Annotated in this window: 21 protein-coding genes; 4 read left to right on the forward strand and 17 right to left on the reverse strand. The window is 36.9% G+C overall.

What is annotated here, in order from left to right:
- Nucleotides 1–2: 2 nt before the first annotated feature.
- The 3 genes from MM236_RS09320 to MM236_RS09330 form a co-directional block, all read right to left on the reverse strand.
- The gene (locus tag MM236_RS09320; protein WP_241274703.1) at nucleotides 3–851 is read right to left on the reverse strand and encodes an SDR family oxidoreductase; all 849 of its coding nucleotides are present in this window, start codon (nucleotides 849–851) and stop codon (nucleotides 3–5) included.
- A 223-nt stretch (nucleotides 852–1,074) separates the two neighbouring features.
- Nucleotides 1,075–2,073, reverse strand: a complete 999-nt coding sequence (locus tag MM236_RS09325) for a DNA topoisomerase IB (RefSeq protein WP_241274704.1) — start codon at nucleotides 2,071–2,073, stop codon at nucleotides 1,075–1,077.
- A complete protein-coding gene (locus tag MM236_RS09330) occupies nucleotides 2,070–3,866 on the reverse strand; it encodes an alpha-amylase family glycosyl hydrolase (RefSeq protein WP_241274705.1) in 1,797 nt (598 codons plus the stop codon). Before MM236_RS09330 ends, MM236_RS09325 begins: the two co-directional genes overlap by 4 nt.
- A gap of 615 nt (nucleotides 3,867–4,481) precedes the next feature.
- Between MM236_RS09330 and MM236_RS09335 the strand changes: the two genes are divergently transcribed.
- The 4 genes from MM236_RS09335 to MM236_RS09350 all read left to right on the forward strand — a co-directional run bounded on the left by MM236_RS09335 (nucleotide 4,482) and on the right by MM236_RS09350 (nucleotide 8,009).
- On the forward strand, nucleotides 4,482–5,249 hold the full coding sequence (locus tag MM236_RS09335) for an FRG domain-containing protein (RefSeq protein WP_241274706.1): 768 nt from the start codon (nucleotides 4,482–4,484) through the stop codon (nucleotides 5,247–5,249).
- A gap of 81 nt (nucleotides 5,250–5,330) precedes the next feature.
- The gene (locus tag MM236_RS09340) at nucleotides 5,331–5,684 is read left to right on the forward strand and encodes a hypothetical protein (RefSeq protein WP_241274707.1); all 354 of its coding nucleotides are present in this window, start codon (nucleotides 5,331–5,333) and stop codon (nucleotides 5,682–5,684) included.
- A 5-nt stretch (nucleotides 5,685–5,689) separates the two neighbouring features.
- The gene (locus MM236_RS09345; protein WP_241274708.1) at nucleotides 5,690–6,685 is read left to right on the forward strand and encodes a type II TA system antitoxin MqsA family protein; all 996 of its coding nucleotides are present in this window, start codon (nucleotides 5,690–5,692) and stop codon (nucleotides 6,683–6,685) included.
- Nucleotides 6,686–6,824: 139 nt separating this feature from the next.
- A complete protein-coding gene (locus MM236_RS09350) occupies nucleotides 6,825–8,009 on the forward strand; it encodes an ATP-binding protein (protein ID WP_241274709.1) in 1,185 nt (394 codons plus the stop codon).
- A 79-nt stretch (nucleotides 8,010–8,088) separates the two neighbouring features.
- Here MM236_RS09350 and MM236_RS09355 read toward each other — a convergent pair whose 3' ends face one another.
- The 14 genes from MM236_RS09355 to trpA all read right to left on the reverse strand — a co-directional run bounded on the left by MM236_RS09355 (nucleotide 8,089) and on the right by trpA (nucleotide 22,333).
- Nucleotides 8,089–8,754, reverse strand: a complete 666-nt coding sequence (locus MM236_RS09355; RefSeq protein WP_241274710.1) for a hypothetical protein — start codon at nucleotides 8,752–8,754, stop codon at nucleotides 8,089–8,091.
- Between the two features lie 88 nt (nucleotides 8,755–8,842).
- Nucleotides 8,843–9,517, reverse strand: coding sequence for a LytTR family DNA-binding domain-containing protein (locus MM236_RS09360; protein ID WP_241274711.1), 675 nt, complete (start codon nucleotides 9,515–9,517; stop codon nucleotides 8,843–8,845).
- 200 nt (nucleotides 9,518–9,717) lie between these two features.
- A complete protein-coding gene (gene hisIE, locus MM236_RS09365; protein WP_241274712.1) occupies nucleotides 9,718–10,326 on the reverse strand; it encodes a bifunctional phosphoribosyl-AMP cyclohydrolase/phosphoribosyl-ATP diphosphatase HisIE in 609 nt (202 codons plus the stop codon).
- A 421-nt stretch (nucleotides 10,327–10,747) separates the two neighbouring features.
- Nucleotides 10,748–11,503, reverse strand: a complete 756-nt coding sequence (gene hisF / locus MM236_RS09370) for an imidazole glycerol phosphate synthase subunit HisF (RefSeq protein WP_241274713.1) — start codon at nucleotides 11,501–11,503, stop codon at nucleotides 10,748–10,750.
- 275 nt (nucleotides 11,504–11,778) lie between these two features.
- The gene (gene hisA, locus MM236_RS09375; RefSeq protein ID WP_241274714.1) at nucleotides 11,779–12,492 is read right to left on the reverse strand and encodes a 1-(5-phosphoribosyl)-5-[(5-phosphoribosylamino)methylideneamino]imidazole-4-carboxamide isomerase; all 714 of its coding nucleotides are present in this window, start codon (nucleotides 12,490–12,492) and stop codon (nucleotides 11,779–11,781) included.
- 268 nt (nucleotides 12,493–12,760) lie between these two features.
- The gene (gene hisH, locus MM236_RS09380; RefSeq protein WP_241274715.1) at nucleotides 12,761–13,354 is read right to left on the reverse strand and encodes an imidazole glycerol phosphate synthase subunit HisH; all 594 of its coding nucleotides are present in this window, start codon (nucleotides 13,352–13,354) and stop codon (nucleotides 12,761–12,763) included.
- Nucleotides 13,355–13,762: 408 nt separating this feature from the next.
- A complete protein-coding gene (locus MM236_RS09385) occupies nucleotides 13,763–16,117 on the reverse strand; it encodes a glycosyltransferase (protein WP_241274716.1) in 2,355 nt (784 codons plus the stop codon).
- Nucleotides 16,114–17,172, reverse strand: a complete 1,059-nt coding sequence (locus tag MM236_RS09390) for a glycoside hydrolase family 130 protein (protein WP_241274717.1) — start codon at nucleotides 17,170–17,172, stop codon at nucleotides 16,114–16,116. Before MM236_RS09390 ends, MM236_RS09385 begins: the two co-directional genes overlap by 4 nt.
- Before the next feature lie 58 nt (nucleotides 17,173–17,230).
- A complete protein-coding gene (locus MM236_RS09395) occupies nucleotides 17,231–17,575 on the reverse strand; it encodes a cupin domain-containing protein (protein WP_241274718.1) in 345 nt (114 codons plus the stop codon).
- 286 nt (nucleotides 17,576–17,861) lie between these two features.
- Nucleotides 17,862–18,422, reverse strand: coding sequence for a helix-turn-helix domain-containing protein (locus MM236_RS09400; RefSeq protein ID WP_241274719.1), 561 nt, complete (start codon nucleotides 18,420–18,422; stop codon nucleotides 17,862–17,864).
- A gap of 363 nt (nucleotides 18,423–18,785) precedes the next feature.
- Complete coding sequence (locus MM236_RS09405; protein WP_241274720.1) at nucleotides 18,786–19,232, reverse strand: nuclear transport factor 2 family protein; 447 nt, start codon at nucleotides 19,230–19,232, stop codon at nucleotides 18,786–18,788.
- 240 nt (nucleotides 19,233–19,472) lie between these two features.
- On the reverse strand, nucleotides 19,473–20,252 hold the full coding sequence (locus tag MM236_RS09410) for a phenylalanine 4-monooxygenase (protein WP_241274721.1): 780 nt from the start codon (nucleotides 20,250–20,252) through the stop codon (nucleotides 19,473–19,475).
- 285 nt (nucleotides 20,253–20,537) lie between these two features.
- A complete protein-coding gene (gene aroF / locus MM236_RS09415; protein WP_241274722.1) occupies nucleotides 20,538–21,557 on the reverse strand; it encodes a 3-deoxy-7-phosphoheptulonate synthase in 1,020 nt (339 codons plus the stop codon).
- Between the two features lie 2 nt (nucleotides 21,558–21,559).
- Nucleotides 21,560–22,333: a tryptophan synthase subunit alpha gene (trpA, locus tag MM236_RS09420; protein ID WP_241274723.1), complete on the reverse strand. Its 774-nt coding sequence runs from the start codon at nucleotides 22,331–22,333 to the stop codon at nucleotides 21,560–21,562.
- Nucleotides 22,334–22,507 lie beyond the last annotated feature (174 nt).

Here is a 22,507-nt window from a genome sequence, read left to right on the forward strand (position 1 = left end):
AATTAACTACCAACAATCTCTCCTCCATTGATGTGTAGTACTTGACCAGTCATATAACTACTATCGGCCGATCCAAGAAATACATAAGCAGGCCCTACTTCCGAAGGCTGCCCTGCACGCTTCATAGGCGTATCTTTACCAAAATCTGAAACACCATCAAATGTGGCAACGATCAAAGGCGTCCAAATTGGACCAGGAGCTACAGCATTGACACGGATTCCTTTCTCAGCCAAATTCTTCGCCAGTGATCTGGTAAAAGAAACTATAGCTCCTTTGGTACTTGCATAATCAATCAAATGGTCGCTTCCACGATAAGCTGTCACAGAAGTGGTATTGATGATCGCATCACCTTCTCCCATATATGGCAGAAACTCTTGCGCTAAGTAAAAAAATGAATAAATATTCGTCTCAAAAGTCTCTTTTAATTGGCTTTCATCGATTTCCTCTATAGAATCCTTTGGATGCTGAACTGCAGCATTATTCACCAATACATTTACATTTCCAAAAGAATCAACTATATCTTTGGCGGCAGATTGACAGAAAGCTTTGTCCCTGATATCCCCTTTGATAAGCATACAGGTAGTCCCTTCTTTCTCTACCATCGTTTTGGTATCTTCAGCATCATTATCCTCACTTAGATACATGATGGCAATATTCGCCCCTTCTCTAGCCATATGGACTGCTGCACTTCGACCTATTCCGCTATCACCACCAGTGATTACTACATTTTTGCCTTTCAGCTTTCCACTGCCCCAATACTCGTCTCTAATGACCTCCGGTTCGGGATTCATTTTAGCTTCCTTTCCCGGCAATTGTTGGCTTTGTTCTGGAAATATTCTTGGATGATTCATATTCGTTTTTGTTTTTTAAACCCATCCCACTTCCCTTTTAGAGGAAGGGGATGGACTTGGTCATCGTGGTAAATGTTTTTATAATTGAGCTTAAGAATTAAAAAAACTATCCTCAATTACAGATTGAAAAAATTACAAAAACTACTCCAATAATCTTATAAAATTCTGAAAATGGTTAATTATGTAAATAAAAAATTTATTTATATAAAAATAAACTTACTGGTTATTTTTCTAAAAGTTTTAACAAAAGCTTTTCTGATTTATCAAGAGAAGTTGGGGAATTTGTTTCCCGAAATGGGTTTCTCTGTGGGAATTCTCCAATGTCCACCTTGTTGAGAATTACCGGATGGATATAATAGCCTTTGCAGATGGTAGGAGTATTTCCAAGCTCATCAGCTACCATCCTGACAAGTACAGTTTCAAGCTTTTTCTTAGAAAACTCTTTTTGGTGATCTATAGCTTCTGGAAAAAGCTCAATGGCAAGTCGACTTCCCACCCATGTCCTGAAATCCTTGCAGGTAAACTCATTTCCCATGTTTTCCTGTATGTACTCTTGGACATCATGGCTGTCCACTTTGTTGACATCACCAGCTTCATCTACATATTTAAACAGCTCATAACCTGGCAATTCAGCAACTTTTTTGATATGTCTAATGATTGCCTTGTCTTCAATGGTCACCTCTCGCTCTTTGTTGCTTTTCCCTTTAAATGAAAGAGAAAGCGTATTTCCTTCCACCTCCATATGTTTTCTCCGGAGTGTCGTAAGGCCATAGGTCTTATTCTCCTTTTCATACAACTTATTTCCAATCCGAATGCCTGTCTCATCAAGTATCGTTACCATCAAAGCCAAAATTTTTCCTTTCGTCCAATTTCTGGCTTTGAGATCTTTTTGGGCTTTTTTCCTGAGTTTTGGAAGCGCTTTCCCAAATTTTGACATTCGTTCAAATTTTTCTTCCTGCCGTTTTTTTTCCCATTCCGAATGGTAGATATATTGCTTTCTGCCTTTCAAATCCCTGCCAGTAGCTTGAATATGACCATCATCAAACCTACAGATGCTGACATCAGTCCACATGGGAGGAATTACCAAGTTTTTGATACGGCTTAGCTTTTTTTTATCAGCTATCTTCTCTCCATTTTCATTGAGATATGCAAAACCCCTTCCTCTCTTTACCCGCTTGAAGCAAAGAGCGTCTTCTTCGATATATCTATATTTTGATTTCATCGAGATAGAATCAGGCCACCATAAGAAGGAATATCGACTACCAAAGAATGCTGTTTTCCGTTCAGCCCTTCACCAGAATACACTTCTTTGACATCTACTTCAGAAAAAACCTGATCATAACCAGACCATCCACTGTTGAAAATCACATTCCATTTCCCTCCATTGTTGATCCCAAATCGATACCCTAGCTTCGTTTCTACAGAGAAGTTGACTACTATCACCACTGGATTATCTGGGTCATCATGGTGGTACCTAGCATAAGCCAGCACCAGACCTTCATCGTCGTGATGCAGCATATCAATACCCTGACCATTCAATCCACGAGCAAAACCTTCGGAGGCTTTTCGGAGATGAATCAAGTCACGGTAAAGGTTCACGATCCCACCAAAGTACTCCAACCTTCCCCAGTCCAAAGGTTTGGAATCATGAAAATGTTCATACGTAAGAAATTCTTGTCCTTGAAAAATCATTGGAATCCCGGGAGCTGTAAATACTACCAAAGCCCCTAGCGTAGATTTCTTTTTGGCATATTCTCCTTCTGCATCTCCCGGCTGAATCTCTTCGGGAAGTCTCTTGGATTCTATATTGGCTACCTCATCATGTGACTCGGTGTAGATAACTTTTTCGAAAGCATCATTGTTGAATTTACTAAGCAGCAAATTCTCAACCGATTTGATACTGCGATCTTGGTCATTGCTGACTGTCAATACATCTCTCAATACGTGGGAAAACCCTATTCCCCATTGACAATCAAATCCCAACCCACCCTGATCTAAATCAGCTGTGACACTGGAATCAAATTTCAAGTCTTCAGCAATTAAAATTTTGTGTGGAAATTTATCTTTAATTTCTTGGTTCAAGCTTCTTAAAAAACCTACCCCTTCCTCCAGTACAGCACCTCCCATTTGATCATCCACATTGAGAAGTCGTATGATTGCAGTCGCATCGAACCGAAGCCCATCGCATTGGAATGCCTCAAGCCAAAGCATCGCATTGTCCCGAAGATAATTGCGGACTTCTGGGCGACCATAGTCAGGTCTAGTGTCTCCCCAAGGAGTTTTGGCACGGTGATCATTGTAAAAATATATACCTCCTTTACCATTCTCTTCCCAACCATCGTATTGCCAAAGGTTCAAGTCGGTAGGTCCCAAGTGATTGTAAACTACATCAAGAATCACCGCAATTCCTCTCATATGGGCTTCGAAAACAAAATGCTTCAACGCATCTGGCCCACCATAAGAAGTCTCTACTGAAAATGGATTGGATGGATTGTATCCCCATGACAGATCTCCTGGAAATTCTGCCACAGGCATAATTTCCACGGTGTTAATCCCCAGATCTCTTATATAATCAAGTTTTTTGGCGGCAGAATAAAAATCCCCAACTTGTCCATCTTCCTTTCCGTCCCTGTTGAAAGTCCCAATATGCAATTCATAAATCACCATTTCATTGATAGCAGGTGGCCTAAACTCATGGTCATTGAAATCCCTCCACAGATCATAAACCACGCTATTGCCAATGCTATTTGTCATTTTTAATGCATAAGGATCATTTCTATGTAGGGTATTTCCATTATGGTGAATGATGAACTTGTATTCTGTTCCATCAGAAGCATCGGAGGCATGAAAAGACCAGTAGCCATTTCCCTCATGCTCCATCTCACATGAGGAATCATTCCAATCATTGAAAGAACCAAAAACAAACACTTTTTCTGCATTTGGTGCCCAAACCCTAAAAGTCACTCCCTCAGGCCCAAGTATGGCTCCCATACCTGAATATTTTTCATTACTCATAATTTTCAGTTTTTGTGATTAAATTTTTTCAGTCAAAAAAATCTATAAAAGTATCAACCGATGTCAAAATTTTTATATTCTCAAAATTTAAGTTTAATATAAAATTTCAAAATCTGATTTTTAACATATTTATATGATGAATGCAATTACAACATTTAAGCCAATATATTTTTGGGGAATTGTCTTCTTAAGTAAAAAAAGTCTGATAAGACTATCGAAAAAACGGCAATTAAACTTAAAAGCTTTTGAGGAATTCTATACAAAACAACAAAAAAGCAGGTTTCTCGCTATACTATCCATCCTCCTCCTTTCGATCGCAGTCATCCTTATTATAAATAGATTCTCCTTTATTTGGGCTCCTGCTATTGGGGGAATTGTTTACAATTTATATATTCCATTGATAATCGTATGGAGTGAAAAATTCAAACAAAAATCTCTTTTGCATAACTAACATTTAATAATCCTAAATTACCAGATATAATACATTTTATACCATCAAAACTGTACTGGCAAAAGGTTACCGATTGTGGTTTTATATTTCCTCTTTCGATTTTGATTTTCTTTTATGGTTCAAACTAATATCTTTAAGGGATTATTAAGGTATCAAATCAACAAATGTCCAATAATATATTCCGAATGGATTCTTTAGAGGAATTTGTAACTTTTATAGAGAGAAATCCAATTGATAAAAATGAGTTTCGGTTATTCCGAGGTCAAAAGCATGCTTCTTGGAAATTACAATCAAGACTTTATAGGGAAGTGATGGAGGCTAATCTAGAACAATCTTTTTATGAAATAGAAAAAAGATTATTTGAAAGATTCAAAAAAGAACTTGACATTTTAAAAAAAGACACCTCCTCAAATACCGAAGTTTTAGCATACGCTCAACATTATGGCTTGCCTACAAGACTGCTTGATTGGTCTGTGAATCCTTTGGTTTCATTGTGGTTTGCATTTAGCGAAAGTGCTATGGGAAATTTTGATCGTATCGTGTACACTGTCCTTGTTCAAAATTGGGATAAAAAGTATCAAGACTATGAAAATATTTTCGATACTAGAAATGCTAGGTTTATTAATCCTAGCAATTTATTCTCAGATGACAGGATTTATAACCAAGAAGGATGGTTTTCAAATCAAAACATAAACATTATTCCTAAAGGAAAAGAACGTTCTGGAGATGGTCTCCCCCATTTTGGTCGATCTGGTTTGATTGAGGAAGACGAATACTTCAATTTTAAGATCACAAAGTTTGTATTCAGTAATTCCTTAAGAAAAACAATTTTGAAAAGCCTAGAAGAAAAGGGAATTACAAAAGAGTTTTTATTCCCAGAATTCTCGAAAATATGTGAGGAGATAAAGAATGATGTTTATTCTCAGTTTTGAATTTTATAAATGATCATTTCAAACCTTTAAAGGTTAATTTATTATATATTTTTACTATTTTACAACTTTAAAGTATTAAATTTGCAAAACAAAGACAAAGATGAGGTAAATGAATTCCTCAGAAGTTTTCAGGAGAAAAGAAGGACGTTCCAAATCATTTTTATAGATCGCCCTAAAAACAAGCAAAGCATGCTTGACCTGGAAATTAGACCTATTGAAAGAGAAAAATTTATCGATCAATTAACAATCGAGGATTTTTCAGAAGGACCATTGCCTGAAGAATGGCATGGAAGCAAGGAAATGTGGGTTTTTGGTAAGGAAATCAAAGGTAAAGAAGTATATATCAAGATCTGCCTTGGAGCTCCAAATTCAAATGTCATTTGCATTTCCTTTCATATTGCTGAATACCCGATGAGTTATCCGTTTAGATCCTAAAAAAAATGAATAGTCCTATAACAGGAAAGCCAATGGCAATCCATACAGAAGTTCAGACACTGAATTTCCGTAAGGAAGAATTTACTGTAAAGCAGCGATTTTATCTCTGTGAAGATTCCGGCGAGCGGTTTACCAGCACTCAATTAGACGAGCTAAATCTTTCTTTGGTGTATAATGCCTACCGGGCAAAATATCATATGCTGTCACCCGAAGAAATAAAGGAAACCCGTGAGAAATATGGATTATCTGCTGTGAAAATGAGCGAAATCCTTGGGTTTGGTCCAAACAGTTATGGCCTGTATGAAAGAGGAGAGATTCCAAGTTTATCAAATTCCAAACTCCTAAAGTTGGCTTCTGATCCAGAAAGTTTCTATAGCCTTGTCAAGGATTGGGGAATTGACAATGCTAGTACTAAAACTAAGCTTCTAGAAAAAGTTAGCAAAATGATGGATGAAGAGTCAGAAACTGATTTTTTGGAAAGTTATCTTCTTGGAAATTCACAGTTTAGCGAGTTGACAGGATATCGAAAGCCCAATCTTGCTCGATTAAAGGAAATGGTAGTATTCTTTGCTCATAAAGTGCCTTCCTATAAAACAAAGATGAATAAGCTCTTGTTTTATGCTGATTTCCTGTGTTTTAGAGAGCTTGGAGTAAGCATAAGCGGTGCTCGCTACAAAGCAATTCCATATGGACCTGTACCGGATAAATTTCAGACCTTATTTGAAAATTTGGCAGAAACAGATGTAATTGACATCTTTTATACTCCTCTGGATAATGGAAACAGAAAAGAAAAATTAATAGGCAGAGAAGATCGACCTTTTAATCCAAACCTTTTTACAACAGCAGAAATTAGTTTTCTGGATAAAGTAGCATCCAAATTCATCGATACTAATCCAAGTGATATCGTAGAAATCAGCCATAAAGAAAAAGGTTGGATAGAAAATGAATCCGCAAGGAATTTTATTCCATACGATTATGCTTTAGAGTTAAAGGCTTTGTGATTACATTTTAATTTATTTTACCTCTTTGATTTCACACTATCTCTATTTTTATTTTAGGATTGTTTTTTCTAAAAAACAATATCACATTTTGTTTTATACAAAAAACATTCTGTAATTTTGTTTTATCTATAAAACAAAAATGGAAAGATTAATTGAAATGTCTAGGAGGAAGCTGATAGCCATACCTCCAAAATTCAAAAGATATTTAAGTGGCAAAATTGATTGGACACAAAGACTCATTGTGATTTTAGGTCATAGAGGGACTGGGAAAACTACGCTTATGCTCCAGCATATGCATGAAAGCAAAGTCAAATCAATTTACCTAGGTTTGGATGATTATTGGTTTGAAGAAAATAGATTAGTAGAACTTATAGAGCAATTATATCTGGATGGCTATCGAAATTTTTACTTGGACGAAGTTCATAGATATGCACATTGGTCGTCTGATCTCAAGACTATCTATGACAATTATCCCGATTCCAAGTTTATCGTTTCTGGTTCTTCCATTTTGGAATTGAGCAAAGGAAAAGCCGATTTATCCAGAAGATCTGCTGTTTATCACCTTGCAGGACTTTCCTTTAGGGAATTTATTAATTTAGAAAAAGATTTCAATTTTCCCGAATTGGATTTGAATGACCTACTTGATGATCATCAGAAAATCGCTGAAAAGCTTTCTGATCAGGTGGACATCCTGTCACTTTTCCAAGAGTATCTAGAATTTGGCTATTACCCATTTTATCAAGAAGGAAAAAACTTGTACAAGGCAAGACTTCTGGAGATTACAAATTTGGTCTTGGAGATGGATATAGCGCCTTTTGAGGAATTGACGCACAAGACGATCAAAAATATGAAGAAACTGATTTTCATCATCAGTGAATCAGTGCCATTTATACCAAACATCAGCAAAATAGCAGAAAAACTAGAGGTCTCTAGAAATACGATTTTGAAAACATTGGATTTACTTGAACAGGCTCAAATCCTAAACCTGCTACGATCCTCCACTCAGGGTGTTTCTTATTTACAAAAACCAGAAAAAATTTACCTTCAAAACACGAACCTCGCCTACGCAATTTCCTCCAACCATACCAATTCGGGAAATATAAGAGAGACATTTTTTTTGAATCAAGTTCAGGTGAATCATCAAATCACATCCCCTAAGTTTGGAGATTTTATGGTGGATAGCAAGTACGTTTTCGAAGTAGGTGGCCCTACAAAAACCAAACACCAAATCGAAGGAGTTCCAAACGCTTTTATTGCTGCAGATGGCATTAAAAGTGGCGCAGGAAGTAAAATTCCGCTTTGGTTATTCGGCTTTTTATATTAGGGAAAAACCTCAGGATTTTTATTGGTTCAAATTCTAGTACTCATCTCTGGGAGCTTCGATCCAATGAATTATTTTATCTTCAAGGCAATGTAACAGTTTTACTTTTGGTCTTAAACTTCCTTTGGTAATAAATAATAACAGGAGTAAAAATCACAGTAGGCAATAGCCAAGCAATGAATACGGGGTCACTTTGCCAATTAATCAAAAGAAAAGCTGTGAAGGTAGCTATAAATGCACCCATCATACGGCTGATGTGCATTCCAAGAAACCAATTTTTGGAAAATGTATGTAACTTCCCACCTGCTTTAAAATCCACCCAAACCATTGATAAAAGAAAAATTCCAAATACTGTAAATACAATCCCAAAGTCTCCTAAATCAGCTACGCCATTGATTCCAAAATAGATGATTGGTATCAAGATAGTAGCCAAAGCAACAATGCGAAAGAACAAGTCTAAATTTGAAAATTTTGGAAGCTTACTTTTTCTCAATTGTAGATACCTCCGTCCTGTCAAAGTCATGTAAGTGCTAAATCCCCCAATCATCAACAGAAACATATTTCCTTTTGGAATTGCAATCACAAATGCTGTGGTACCTATACCTATCATACACCAATAATAAACGATTCCAGATACATTATGATTCTTGCCACCTTTGGGGAAGAAAATGGCTAAAACACCTGCCAGCAATGCTGTAAATCCAAAAGCTACATGAAAGTAAAGTGTGATTTTAAGTAAATTTTCCATTTGATTTTTTTTATTTCAAATGTAGCTCAAACCTACCTTTATTGCATAGAATAGGGCTTTGTAGCAAGTTTAGGGACAAATGACAAAGCTATCTACTCAAAAACTCCTTGACTTTACCACCGAATTTGCGCGAAACTGGCACTATCATTTTCCCTTCATCCAAAAAAAGTTTATATCCTTGAGCATTTCCAGTAATGCGTTTGACTTGATGAATGTTCACCAAGTATGACCTATGGCATTGAATGATTCCAACATGACTCCATTGAGCGGCAATCTCAGAAAGCGTATTTCTGATCAATTGCTTTTTAATCCCCACTTCACCTTGAAATACCACTTCCACATAATTGTCAGCGGATTGCATGTAATACAAATGAGACAATTTGATTTCCATATCATCTTGGCCATATTGTGATTGTAAAATAATTGTAGAAGGATCATTTTTAGCAAATTCAAGGTTCGACTGTGATATATTGCTCTCCATTACAGATGCTGCTGTAGTGTACTTGTCATGCAGTTTGTTATACCTGTAAATCACTAAAAAAAACACAGGAAATACACCCACAGCAAAAGTGAAGGCGATGGATAATGAAAAAGAATGGAGAGTCAAGTTGACCCCACCTATACAAACAGTATAGATAAAATTTCCAAATGAAATCAATCCCAAAATACTCAGATTTTGTACGATTTCTTTGCCTGTGGTCCAGGTAGATTCATCAAAATAACTTGAAAAAAGCCTCTTGACGCCACCATTAAAAAAAAGCATACACATAAAGGTAACAATACCATAACCCGTGATCAACGGAAATTTATAAGCTGTTGGGATCTGCTGCAGACCAAATGGTTGAAAAATCAACAAAAAGCTAGCAACAAAAAGACCAATCAGAAAAGCTAAACGAATTATACTTTTCCAATTGGTGGTTTCACACGGATAAGGTTGCTTCAGAAAAGCCAAAATCTGCATTTTTATTTCTTCTGATGCCTATCGATCAACACATCCATGACTTCATCAAGCTCGTAGCCTTTTGCTTCCAATAGCACTAAGTAGTGATAGAGTAAATCAGCTGCTTCTCCCATGAAAAGCTCTTTGTTGTCATCTTTAGCTTCGATCACAATCTCCACAGCTTCCTCCCCTACTTTTTGGGCTACTTTATTGATGCCTTTGGCAAAAAGAGATGCTGTGTAGGATTTGTCAGTAGGATTGTTTTTACGGTCTTTGATGATGGCTCTAAGTTCATCGATGAAGAAGGTCTTGCTTCTATTTTCTTCGGAAAAACAGGTATCGTCACCAGTATGACAAACAGGCCCAACTGGTCTGGCTTTGACCAAGACAGTATCATTGTCACAGTCCACAGTCAAGGAAATGACATTCAGAAAATTCCCTGAAGTTTCTCCCTTCGTCCAAAGTCTATTTTTTGTTCTAGAGAAAAACGTTACTTTTTTGGTATCCAAAGTGATGTCCAAAGCTTCTTGGTTCATGTAGCCCAACATCAAAACTATGTTGGAGTCTGCATCTTGAATTACTGCAGGCACGAGGCCATCTACTTTTTTGAAATCTATTTTCAGTTTGTTCATTGTTATTTTATGTTCGACCTTGTTTGACACTAGGCAGTGCCATCGAGGGCCGTAATTTTTCAAATTTTATAACACTTCCAATTTACTTCCCTAACTTTGTTCAGGACTTGCTTTTCTTCAATTCTCGAATCCGTCTCTAAAATTCAACCCCCTCGGGGTTGATAAAACCGTGACGGCTGTCCTTTCTATCTACCCATATTTCATACGGGGCTAATCGAGGTTTAACCCTGTCTGACGCAAGGCAGGCCCTTTCGGGGTTTTTAGATTTCAATAGCTTCTTGCATTCCCGATATTTATCGGGATAGGCTTATGTCTTGATTCTCGATTTTGCCCTGCCTCTTGATTCTTCACTTCTCGTTTCTAGCTTCTAGCTTCTTTCTTGAGTCTTGCATCTTGTATCTCATGTCTCAAATCTCAAATCTCATTTTCTAATCGAGACATCCACACCGCTAAGATAGGTCTTCAATTCGGGAATTGGAATTTCTTTGAAATGGAAAATGCTTGCGGCCAAAGCAGCATCTGCTTTTCCAAAGGTAAATACATCCTTGAAATGTTCCATATTTCCAGCTCCTCCTGATGCAATTACCGGGATGGAAAGCATGCTGGATATTTCTGCGGTAATTTCGTTGGCAAAGCCTGCTTTTGTACCATCATGGTCCATTGAGGTCAAGAGAATCTCTCCTGCACCTCGTTGACAGACTTCCTTTGCCCAAGTTTGTGTTTGCAAGATGGTTGCTTTTCTTCCTCCATGTGTATGGACAAAGTCAATTCCATCGACATTTCTCGTATCGATCGCTACAACAATACACTGACTCCCAAATTCAAGTGCCATTTCATTGATGATACTTGGATTTTTTACTGCTGCGGAATTGATGGAAATTTTATCTGCCCCTGCGTTTAGCAAAATTTTCACATCCTCCACAGTTGAGATCCCACCTCCCACGGTAAACGGAATATTGATGGCTTTTGCTACTTTGGTAACGAGTTCTGCCAGTGTCTTCCGCTTGTCCACAGTTGCAGTGATATCCAAAAACACCAATTCATCTGCACCTTCATCTGAATATATCTTAGCTAATTCTACAGGATCACCTGCATCTCTTAACTCCACAAAATTAACTCCTTTGACCGTGCGGCCATCTTTGATATCTAGGCAGGGGATGATTCTTTTTGTTAGCATTTTGGATTGGGGGATTGGTGGATTGGGGAATTGAAAGATTTTAAAATTAGATGATTGTTGGAAAGTTTGAAAGTTGTAAGGTTGTAAGGTTAGCTTACGCGAGATTGGAAGATTTTTAAATTATAAGAAGATAGGAATAATTAATCTTCTGCACTTCATAATTCATCGTTTGACATTCGATATTCGACATTTTTAATTTAGAATTTTGAACTCCGAATACTGAATCAAGAAGTAGTTTAATTGCCCCTTTAAGGTAGTTCCAGTCGTCTCATGTCTCAAAAAGCAGCTAGCTCTTCAAGGCTAATTCTTCCTTCGTAGTAGGCTTTGCCGACTATGGCTCCGTAAACACCTGTTTTTTGAAGTTCTTCGAGGTCTTTGACATTGGACACACCACCGCTGGCAATCAATTTGATATTTGGGATTTCTTGAAGGATCTCTTTGTATAGATCAACAGAAGGCCCTTGGAGCAAACCATCTTTGGCTACATCTGTACAGATCACGTAGCTGATCCCTTTGGCGTGATAACCCTTGATGAAGTCAATCAAATCCATGGATGTAGTTTCCTCCCAACCTGAAATAGCAATTTTCCTATCTTTCGCATCTGCTCCAAGGATGATTTTTTCTCCTCCATATTTTGCAATCCAAGATTCAAACATGGTGGGGTTTTTCACGGCAATACTTCCACCTGTCAACTGATGCGCCCCCAACTCGAATGCCAAGGCTATATCTTCATCCGACTGTACTCCTCCTCCAAAATCTACCTGAAGTGTTGTTCCAGAAGCGACAGATCTCAACACTTCTTTATTGATGATTTTCTTTGCTTTAGCACCATCCAAATCCACTAAATGTAATCTCTTAATTCCAGCATCCTCGAATCGCTTGGCCATTTCCAATGGGCTGTCATGGTATTCTTTCTTTTGATTGTAGTCGCCTTGGGTAAGCCGAACACATTTTCCGTCGATGATGTCTATTGCGGGTATGATATACATTTTAATTGTAGATTTTAGATTGATGATTTTAGATTGGTGGATTTGAAAATTGGAAGAACTTGTCCGCCGTTGCGGATTTTAAAATCACAAGATTGTTGGAAGGTTAGAATGTTTTAAGGTTGGAAGTCCTCCCCGCAATTCTGCGGTACAAGCTTCTCCCGAATGCTTTCGGGATCGAGGTGACTTAGTCCTGTCTTGAATCTCGCTTCTTGTTTCTCGCATCTCGTTTCTAGTCTCTCGCTTCTTTGTACATCTCACTTCGTACTTCCTACAAGCTAAGGAAATTCTTCAAGATCCTTTCTCCTACCAAGCCGCTCTTTTCGGGATGGGCTTGCATGGCGTAGAAGTTGTCTTTGTGCATCAACCCAGCAAATTCATGCACATAGTTAGTCGAAGCGATGGTATAATCACTAAGTTCACAGTAAAAGCTATGAACATAATATACAAATGATTCATCACTGAGACCTTTGAGCAATGGGGTTTTGAGATCAAAGAGATTGTTCCAACCTACATGGGGAACTTTGAAATCAGCTATATTTTCAGGTAAGAACTTTTTGACTTTGACAGGAAACACACCCAAACATGCTGTGTCATTCTCTTCGGAATGCTCACAAAGCAATTGCTGTCCAAGACAAACACCAAAAAAGGGTTGTTTGAGATTTGGAATCAGTTGGTCGAGCTGCTTTTCTTTCAGATATCTCATTGCTGTGCTTGCTTCTCCCTGACCGGGAAAGATAACTTTATCAGCTTTTGAAATTTGCTCTAGGTCATCTGTCAAAATCGCTTCTGCACCAAGCCTTTCTAATGCGTAAAGAACAGATTGGACATTGCCTGCATTGTATTTGATGACTGCTACTTGCATTTTGGATTTTAGATTTTAAACCCGATTGCTCTCGGGTAGTTTTTAGATTTGGAAAGTTCAAAATCCAAAACTATTGCTCTTAAATTATAAGATTGCAAATTTAAAAATAAATCCCCCTGAACAATGTTTATTTAGAATTCTTATCAAAAAAATATATGAGTATCCGCAATGTTGCACGTAGGGTAAGAAGTAGCTTTGTAAGTTGCGAATACTCGTCATCAGACAATAGTTCACAGTCAACAGAAACACAAATCGATCCTCCAAAAATCTATTATTTGGCTACGCGCAAGAAATCGGATACAAATAAAAAAATATGAGTATCCGCAAAGCCGCAAGCTAAGCAAGAGGTGCCACTACCATGCTGAGGCAAATTACATTTAGAAACAGCATGGTAATTAAGCCTGAATTTTACAATTCTTCAAAAACTTCTCTCGCAGGCAGAAGTACTGAAGCTTCCTCAAAGTCCATCAACCTTTTGATTGCCAATCTTCCCATCAAGTAACTCAAAGTAGATTCGGCTCCTTGGTTGAGATTGACATTGAATTCCTCTATCCCGTCATAACAGCCCCCTGTACATGGATTGTAAACTATTTGATTCAAATGGTTGTCTCCCAAAAACCAATTAAAGGCAGTTTTTGCTTTTTGACTGTAAGATTCAAGGCCAAAAACATGATAGAATTTTTCTAAAGCCATAATCGTATAAGCTATATCAATAGGCTGCTCTCCACCGACTGGAGCCAAAGATGTCTCGTTCCTCACATGCCAACCTTTGTTGGAAATGACTTTGATTTTTCCATCGATAAAGATCTTGGAAAGCAAAAACTCAAAGCTTTCTTTGGCAACCACTTTGAACAATTCGAAATTGGTACTGAGATAAGCACAAAGTAAAGCTTCTGGCAATAGGCTATTTCCATAAGTCAGATAACTTTCGAACCAATGCCAATCATTTGACTTTTCATGCGCATACATTTTCACCAATCTATTTCCAAGTCTTTGGATCAATGATTTGTTTTCCTTTTTGTCTTGATAATATAAACCTTTTATGATAAATGCCATTGCTCTTGTTGAATGGATTTTATCTAAATGTGGCAAAGCTTTTTCCAGTGTTTTTTCTGCTTCTGCTATGTTGAGTTTGGGCAATATATCATGAAGAGAGACTACAAATCCTAAAGCCCAAATCGCCCTTCCGTTGCTATCTTCAAGATTTTCGGGATAATTTTGATAAGAAAACTCTTCCCTGTCATTTACATAGTTCAAGAACTCCCCATTGAATTGCATACAGAATTTGACAAACTTCAAATACTTATTGATTAGGAAAAGGTCTTCTTCATTTTTGTAAAGTTGATAATGCTGGCAGATTGCTATCAATGCCCGAGCATTGTCATCCAAAGTATATCCCGTTTCCAAATCTGGTGAAGCAACTTTTGAGAACTGAATCATCCCAAAATCAGTGGTCATCTTTCTGATATGATTGAGATTGATTTTTGGAATACTGAACTTAATTTTCACCTCTTTTTCAGTAAGATTTTTGAAAATCATAGTATGGGCTATGGCTGAATTCTGCCAAGCCGTAGAAGCCATTTTGTGGAAACTATTGGAAGAAATCTCAGCTCGCAATTTTTCATCGCCCAATAAAGAAATGACTGCTTTTGCCAATTTATGAGGGTTTTCAAAATCTACAATAAGCCCATTGGTTTCACTCAAGACTTCTTTTGCATGGGGAATGGGTGTAGATACTACAGGACAACCTGAGCTCACTGCATAAGAAAATGTACCACTCACTGCTTGATTGGGATCATTAGATGTAAAAAGGTAAACATCTGTCAGCTGGAGATATTCCAATAAAATCGGTAATGGCAAGTACTCATTGACAAATCTAACATGCTTTTCAAGCTTTAATTCCCTGACTATTTCTATCAATGAATCCCTATATTTTTCACCTTCTTCCTTTACTATGTTAGGGTGAGTTTTGCCCAAAACCAAAAACATCACGTTTGGATCATTTTTGACAATTGCAGGTAATGCATTCAAAGTAGTCTCTATGCATTTGCTTTTACCAAGCAATCCAAAAGTAGAAAGTACATTTTTGTCCTCAAGGTTGTATTTCACCTTCAGGCTATTGCGTTCTATAGGAGAGATCAAATGCGTTCCATGGGGAATAACAGTGATTTTTGAAGCTTCTAAAGTGTATTCTTCTACCAAAATATCTCGAGCACTCTTTGTCATCACAATGATGGAAGCTGCATTGGCAGCCATGTCAAGTACTTGTCTTCTCATATCCTCAGCCGGATTTGGAAGGACAGTATGAAAAACAAAAACTATTGGTTTTGAAATATTGTGAATAAAAAGGTTAAATTCATTCAGTTCAGAAGCGAACAATCCGAACTCATGCTGAATTACAACTAGCTTCACATTGTTGTCTCTATTTATATTGAAAGCAATTTTTGCATAGGAATTTCTATTATCTGTATTCAATATGAATTTTGGCTTTTGTTCGTAGGTAAATTGCTCCTTCGCAGACTCCAAAGCACAGATTGAATATTTGAAGCTTTCTCCAAATTGGTTCTTCAGCGCCTGAACCAAATCTTGGGTATAAGTAGCTATACCACATTCTCTTGGCGGAAAAGATGTGACGAAAAGTATTTCAGGGAGATTTGACCCATTTTCGCTCAAAGTAATATCTGTCAAAGAAAAAAATGGCGCTTCTGCATTGGAATACTTGAAGTCAGGGAATTTTGGGAGTGATGAAGTGAAGTCTTTCATAGGGTTAGTGATTTTTCTGTTTGTGGATCAAACTCAGCCAATTCTGTTAAAAGCTCTTTGAGACTTACCGAAGCTACTGCAATTCGCTCGTCAGCAGCTCCATAATAAATATATAGCTTATCCCCCTCCAAAATGGCACCTGTTGGAAAGCAGACATTGTTCACCTCACCTGTTATTTCCCAATCTTCTTCGGGGGAAAACAATGCATAAGGGAGTCTGGAAAGTTCTTTTCTTGGATCATCTAAGTCTAATAAAGCAACGCATGCAGCATATACATACCCACTTACCGAATCTTGTACTCCGTGATAGATTAATAGCCAACCTGCTTCTGTTTCTATGGGCGGGCACCCTCCACCGATATAACTTATCTCGTGTTGATGTTTCGGTGCTAATAAAATGTGTTGTTCAAAGTGGGAAAAGTAATCTTGCCAAAACTCAACAGTGAGATCCTCCAATTTGTCCAACCCAACGACAATTTGGATGTCAGGCTTGATCCTATGCAGAAAGCAAAATTTATCATTTATTTTTCTAGGGAAAAATATGAAATTTTTGTCCCATACCAAAGCTGCTTGTTTTTGGCTTTTTTGAATTTTTTTGTATTCGTTGAATCGAGCGTATTTTTCATTAATAGCACATTCAAGATCCGTGAAATGCCTGAACTCTTCATAGGTAAATTGAGGTAAAATGATTCCATGCTTTTCCCAATTAACCAAATCCCTGGAAGTCGCCAAGGCTCCCATTGCATTGACTCCATCATAAGCTGTGTAGGTGAGATAGAAGATTCCTTCGATTTCAACTATTCGAGGGTCTTCCAAGCCATGAAATTCATAATCAAACTGCGGAAGTAAAACAGGTTTATCAGATCTACTTTCAATCACCGTAGGTGCCGAAAGCTTGCAATAACCAATAGTAGAATAGTTACCCTTGGCTACAGCTCTGTAAAACAAATGGGTTGTGTCTCCAATCTTGATGGCAGCAGGATTGAGTACACCTTCGTATTCAAAACCCTTTTCGGTTTTGTCAAGTAGAATTCCATGCTTAATTACTTTTACCATGTTTTAGTATTTGAAAGTACAATGTCTGTTTGGGTGTGCCATTTTTTAAAGTATGAAGCTATTCTTCGTAGCCACTTTTGATGACTGTAGTGATCATCTTGAATTGTTCGTTGGCCGTAAAACTATGCTTGGAATGGGCAGGAATGACAATTCCCTCTCCCAAATTCAAGTAGAACGTCTTATCCTCAATAGTCAACTCTGCATTACCATCAATAATTTGAACATAAGTATCAAAAGGTGTTGTCTTTTCCCCTAGTTCCTCTCCTAGCGCCATGGATGTAGCCGTTACATTACCAGTGGTTTTTTTGATAATAGTTTTACTGACTATTGCGTTGGGAATATATTCTATAATCTCTATGATAATATGTACTTTGCCTTTCTCAAGTACTCCGTGATTTTTCATTGATTTGCTTTTTTGCTAATTTGATAAGCTACTTTTGAGATGTTATTAATAAATATTTCACTTTTTAACTTATCCGTAAAAGATTGAATTAAACAGTAGCTTTCTTAATAAAATTGATCATCACGAAAGAACTTATTTTGGCACAACACTGGCCATTTACCTATTTTCGTAAAAGCCACGGGGATTATGTTTCGCTTTATTATAAAGGTCAGGAATTAAGCTTCCGAAAGCATTACATAATAAAAATAGAATTTTGTATAATTTAATGGGTAAAACTTTTAAAAATCTAGAGATCTTCTAGGTTAAAGCGCTGTTTTTTAGATAAACACTTAAAAAATGTAGGAGTCAAACCAGTCACTTGTTTAAACTGCTTTGACAAATGAGATACGCTATTGTAGTGCAAAAGGTAAGAAATCTCAGTCAGATTTAATTCATCATAAATGATTAGCTCTTTAATTCGCTCTATTTTGTGGATGATAATGAAATGTTCTATGGTAATACCTTTGGTTTTGGAAAAAATCTCAGCGAGCTTATGATAATCAAGCCCTAACTTCTCGCTCAAAAAAACGGAAAAATTCACTTTTGGCAATTCGTCAGAGTAATGGACCATTTCGACTATTACATTTATGATTTTTTCGATAAGCATAGCTCTCTTGTCATCCATCAGCTCCAAGCCTGATTTACGCAAACCTTTTTTCAACTTTTCCCTTTTTGCCTCCGAAAGATTCTTGGTGATTACTACTTCACCAAGCTCTACAGATTTATACTTTATGTTCAATTTCTCCAATTCTGATTTTACCATCAACTTGCATCGGAGGCTTACCATGTATTGAATAAATATTTTCATGATTCATTTCTTTGGTTTGCAACGGTGTAAGTTTAAATATCTGACAGAATAAAATTTTCTACCAAAACCTCTATCATTAAAAAAGTATGGTGTAAAATGTTGGCTCCTTAACAATCAACCATTTTGATAAATTTAGTCAATTTAAATTCAAAAACTGCTTTTCTTATGATGCTAGAAAAATAATCATGCCAATAACATTGTGTGTTTTAAATCAAACAAATAAAAAAAATGTTATTCACATCTGTTAAAAATAAAAAATGTCAATTTAAACTTTTCTCGAAGTGAAAAAGACCAAATAGAAAGTCAGCCATTTGAAAAGCTGGTAAAACCTGAATAATCCAAGTTTAATTAATAGCTAAAAAATCAATGGCCGTCTTTAATTACAACTGAAGATTGTCTCGAAGCCAATTGCCAGTCTTTATCTGTCTTTATCCACACATTTGTGAATCTTCTTGAGATCCATTCATTTTCATCGGGAATCATATTTGCAGGTTGTTGGAGTTCTTCTCCCATAACTATCGCAATATTTTGATTAAAAGTAATCTTCTCAATTATTCTTTTAACAGCGGGAAATACATGTCCACTTTTCATTAGGGACACAATATCTTTTGGAGTGACTATTCTTCCGTTGGGATTGTTGACAACGTACTCCTTTGACCATATCTTGAGTAGAGCGGTTGTATCACCTTCATCCAACAATTTTGTCCAATGTTTCTCCAATCTTCTTATTTCACCTTCATCACTTGATTGAGCTATAACATGAATCGTAAGAAATGACATAAAAAGAAAAAATATGATGATCGTTTTCATAGTTTAGGATTTTACTAAATATAACGTTCTGAGATTAGTTGACACTATTTTCTATTGATTTCTCTATGGTCTAAATAACCATTAATTTGCCTGTCCCATGCCGATAGTTATCGGCACGGGACAGGCACTTCAGGGCAGATATTAAACTGGATTCTTTTTGACATAGCGTCATGACCCGTTGCTTTTATAAAATGCCCCTTCAATGTACTCTATCACATTACTTGCCTCTATCTTTGCTTCTCACTTCGCTTCTTCCGCCACCATTTCTTCCAGTACGGCTTCTATTTCAGGCAAAGATTGATAAAGCTGCTCGTAGCTCTCGATGATGAAGTATTTATCTTGGAATTTGTCCTTCCAATAAGGGGTATTCATGATTTTTTTGACATCATATTCCAAATGTGCTGGTTCTTCGGAAAGACTGTATTTTGTTTCTCCAGCTGAACTTAAGATGCCTGCACCATAGATTTTCACTTCACCATTTTCCCTTATCAAACCAAATTCGATGGTAAACCAATAAATTCTTGATAATACTTCAATGGCCCATTTGTTATCTATATGCTTAAGTGCCAATCCACTCAGATTCTCTAAGAAATCTACATATGGCTGATTGGTCAACATCGGCATGTGTGCAAAGGCATCATGGAACATATCTGGCTCTTCCAAATAATCTAGTTGCTCCATTTTGCGAAGCCAGGTGGATGAACAGAATCTTTTGTTGTTCATCAGTCCGAAGAACAGATCATCATCTATCAATCCAGGAACTACTTGTATTTCCCAGCCAGTACTTTCAGCCAACCTTTTATTTACATCTTCAAAGTCAGCAATTTTGTCAGCTGTGAAATTCACTTCTTTGATCCCTTCTAGATAAGCAATTGAAGCTGCCTTTGGAAGGTTGACAATTTGTCTATCAAACAAGATTTTCCAGACTTTGAAGTCTTCGGCAGTGTAAGCAGCGTAATCTTGTTTCATTTTTTGGAGCCTTGGATCAGTAAAGACCCAATCTTTCGGTTTGCTAATCATTATATTTGGGTTATATTTTTTCGTTTTTTTAAGCACAGACCTTGTTGCTTTCATTCCTCCTACCAATATCCAAATTTAAGCATTTCCTGAATTTCTTCAATCTGATTTAATTGAATGGGAAGAATAATCAACTTCCAATCATTATCACTTTTTCTACAAAAAGCCATTCAATTTCAATCAATTGAGCTATACTGATAACTGATAACTGATAACCTAATAACTATTATTAAAACAGTACTTTATCAAATCTTTAAATCAGATAGACAAGACATTCAATCCATCTCTCTAAAGAAGTGCAAAAGTCTTTCTCAAAGCAAATGTTTTTCTGATTTGCTCTGCCAAAAGAGAGCTTTGGGCAAAATCCAAAGTTTGCTGCCCATCAGAATATGCTTTTTCGGGAATTTCGTGCGTTTCGTAGATAATTCCATCTGCTCCAGACATCACACCAGAAAGAGCCATCTGTGGCACGTATGCCCTGATACCAATTCCATGTGAAGGATCTACGATCACAGGAAGATGGGATTTTGCTTTCAGAATAGGTACGGCATTCAGATCCAAAGTGTTTCTACTAGCCCTTTCATAAGTTCTGATTCCTCTTTCACAAAGAATCAATTTTTCATTGCCTCCAGAAAAAACATATTCTGCTGACTGCAATAACTCCTCAATTGTACCAGAGATACCTCTTTTGATCATTACTGCTTTATCCACTTTTCCAAGTTCATCAAGCAAATTGAAATTTTGGGTATTTCTCGCCCCTACTTGATAAATGTCCACATAAGGGTACATTTCTTCAATTTGCGAAACCTGCATTACTTCTGTGACTATTTTGATTCCTGCTTCTTTGGCAAGGTCATACCACAATTTCAAGCCATCGATCCCCAAACCTCTAAAAGCATATGGGCTGGAGCGTGGCTTAAATACACCTCCACGCATCATTTTGATGTTATTCTCTTTCAAATGAGCGATGACTTTTCTGATCTGATCCTCAGACTCTATCGAACAAGGTCCTGCAATAACAGCCATGTCACCATCTTTTATGAAAATGCCATTTCCCAAATCGATAGAAGTAGGCTTGGCTTTCCATTTTTTGGAAACCAGTTTGTACTCATCTGAGACAATGTGTATATCCTCTATTCCTTCTTTTTTGCCAATTTGCCTGATATCAAAATCTTTCTTCCCTATACCCACCAAGTAATCTCCCAACTGGGTTTTTACCTCTGTGATTTTATAGCCTATTTGATTGACTTCTGCGATAAGGGAATCCTTTTGCGATTCGGTGATGTCTTGTTTTAATTGTATAATCATAACTATTGAATTACTGACTGAATGTATGATTTGATATCAGCATTTAGATTTTTGCTGTCTTTGACTACTTTGATAAATGCACTTCCGATTATAGCACCATTACCATATTTCGATGCTGTGGTGAATGTCTCTGCATCAGAAATTCCAAAACCAATCAATCTTGGATTTTTCAGGTTCATATCTTGAACACGTTTGAAATAGGAGATTTGTTCTTCTGAAATGCCTGTTTTAGCTCCAGTGATGCTGTGTGAGGAAACCATATATATAAACCCATTGGAATTTTCATCAATTTCGCGAATTCTAGATTCACTTGTTTGCGGAGAAATCAAAAAGGTATTACTCAAGCCATACTGATCAAACATTTCCTTGAATTCATCCAAACATTGCTGCATCGGAAGATCTGGGAGAATCAATCCGTCCACTCCTACTTCCTTACATTTCTGCAAAAAGGCTTCCATTCCATATTGGATAATTGGATTCAGATAACCCATTAAAACAACTGGAATACTTACTGTTTGACGCATGTCTTTGATTTGCTCAAAAAGTTTTTTCAAGCTCATACCATTTTCCAGGGCAATCATATTACTATCCTGAATGGTCGGCCCATCAGCAATGGGATCAGAATAAGGCACTCCTATCTCTATGATATCAGCACCGGCTTCTTCAATGGCTTGCATAGTTGGCAAAGTATCCTCCAAAGCCGGAAATCCAGCAGTGAAATAGATGGACAATGCCCGCTCTTTTTTATTTTGAAATAATGTATGTATTCGGTTCATTGGAATTCTAAGATTTTAAAATTAGTTGGAAAGTTGGATAGTTTTAATGTTTGAAAGTTAATTGGAAGATTCTAAAATTATAAGATTCGCAGAAGCGGAATAAAGATTATTGAGTTATTAGATTATTGTTGATCTGTATCTTTTATATCAAGTCTCGTATCTCACACTTGTTTT

The organism is Belliella calami (genome assembly GCF_022549695.1).
Classification (GTDB): domain Bacteria; phylum Bacteroidota; class Bacteroidia; order Cytophagales; family Cyclobacteriaceae; genus Belliella; species Belliella calami.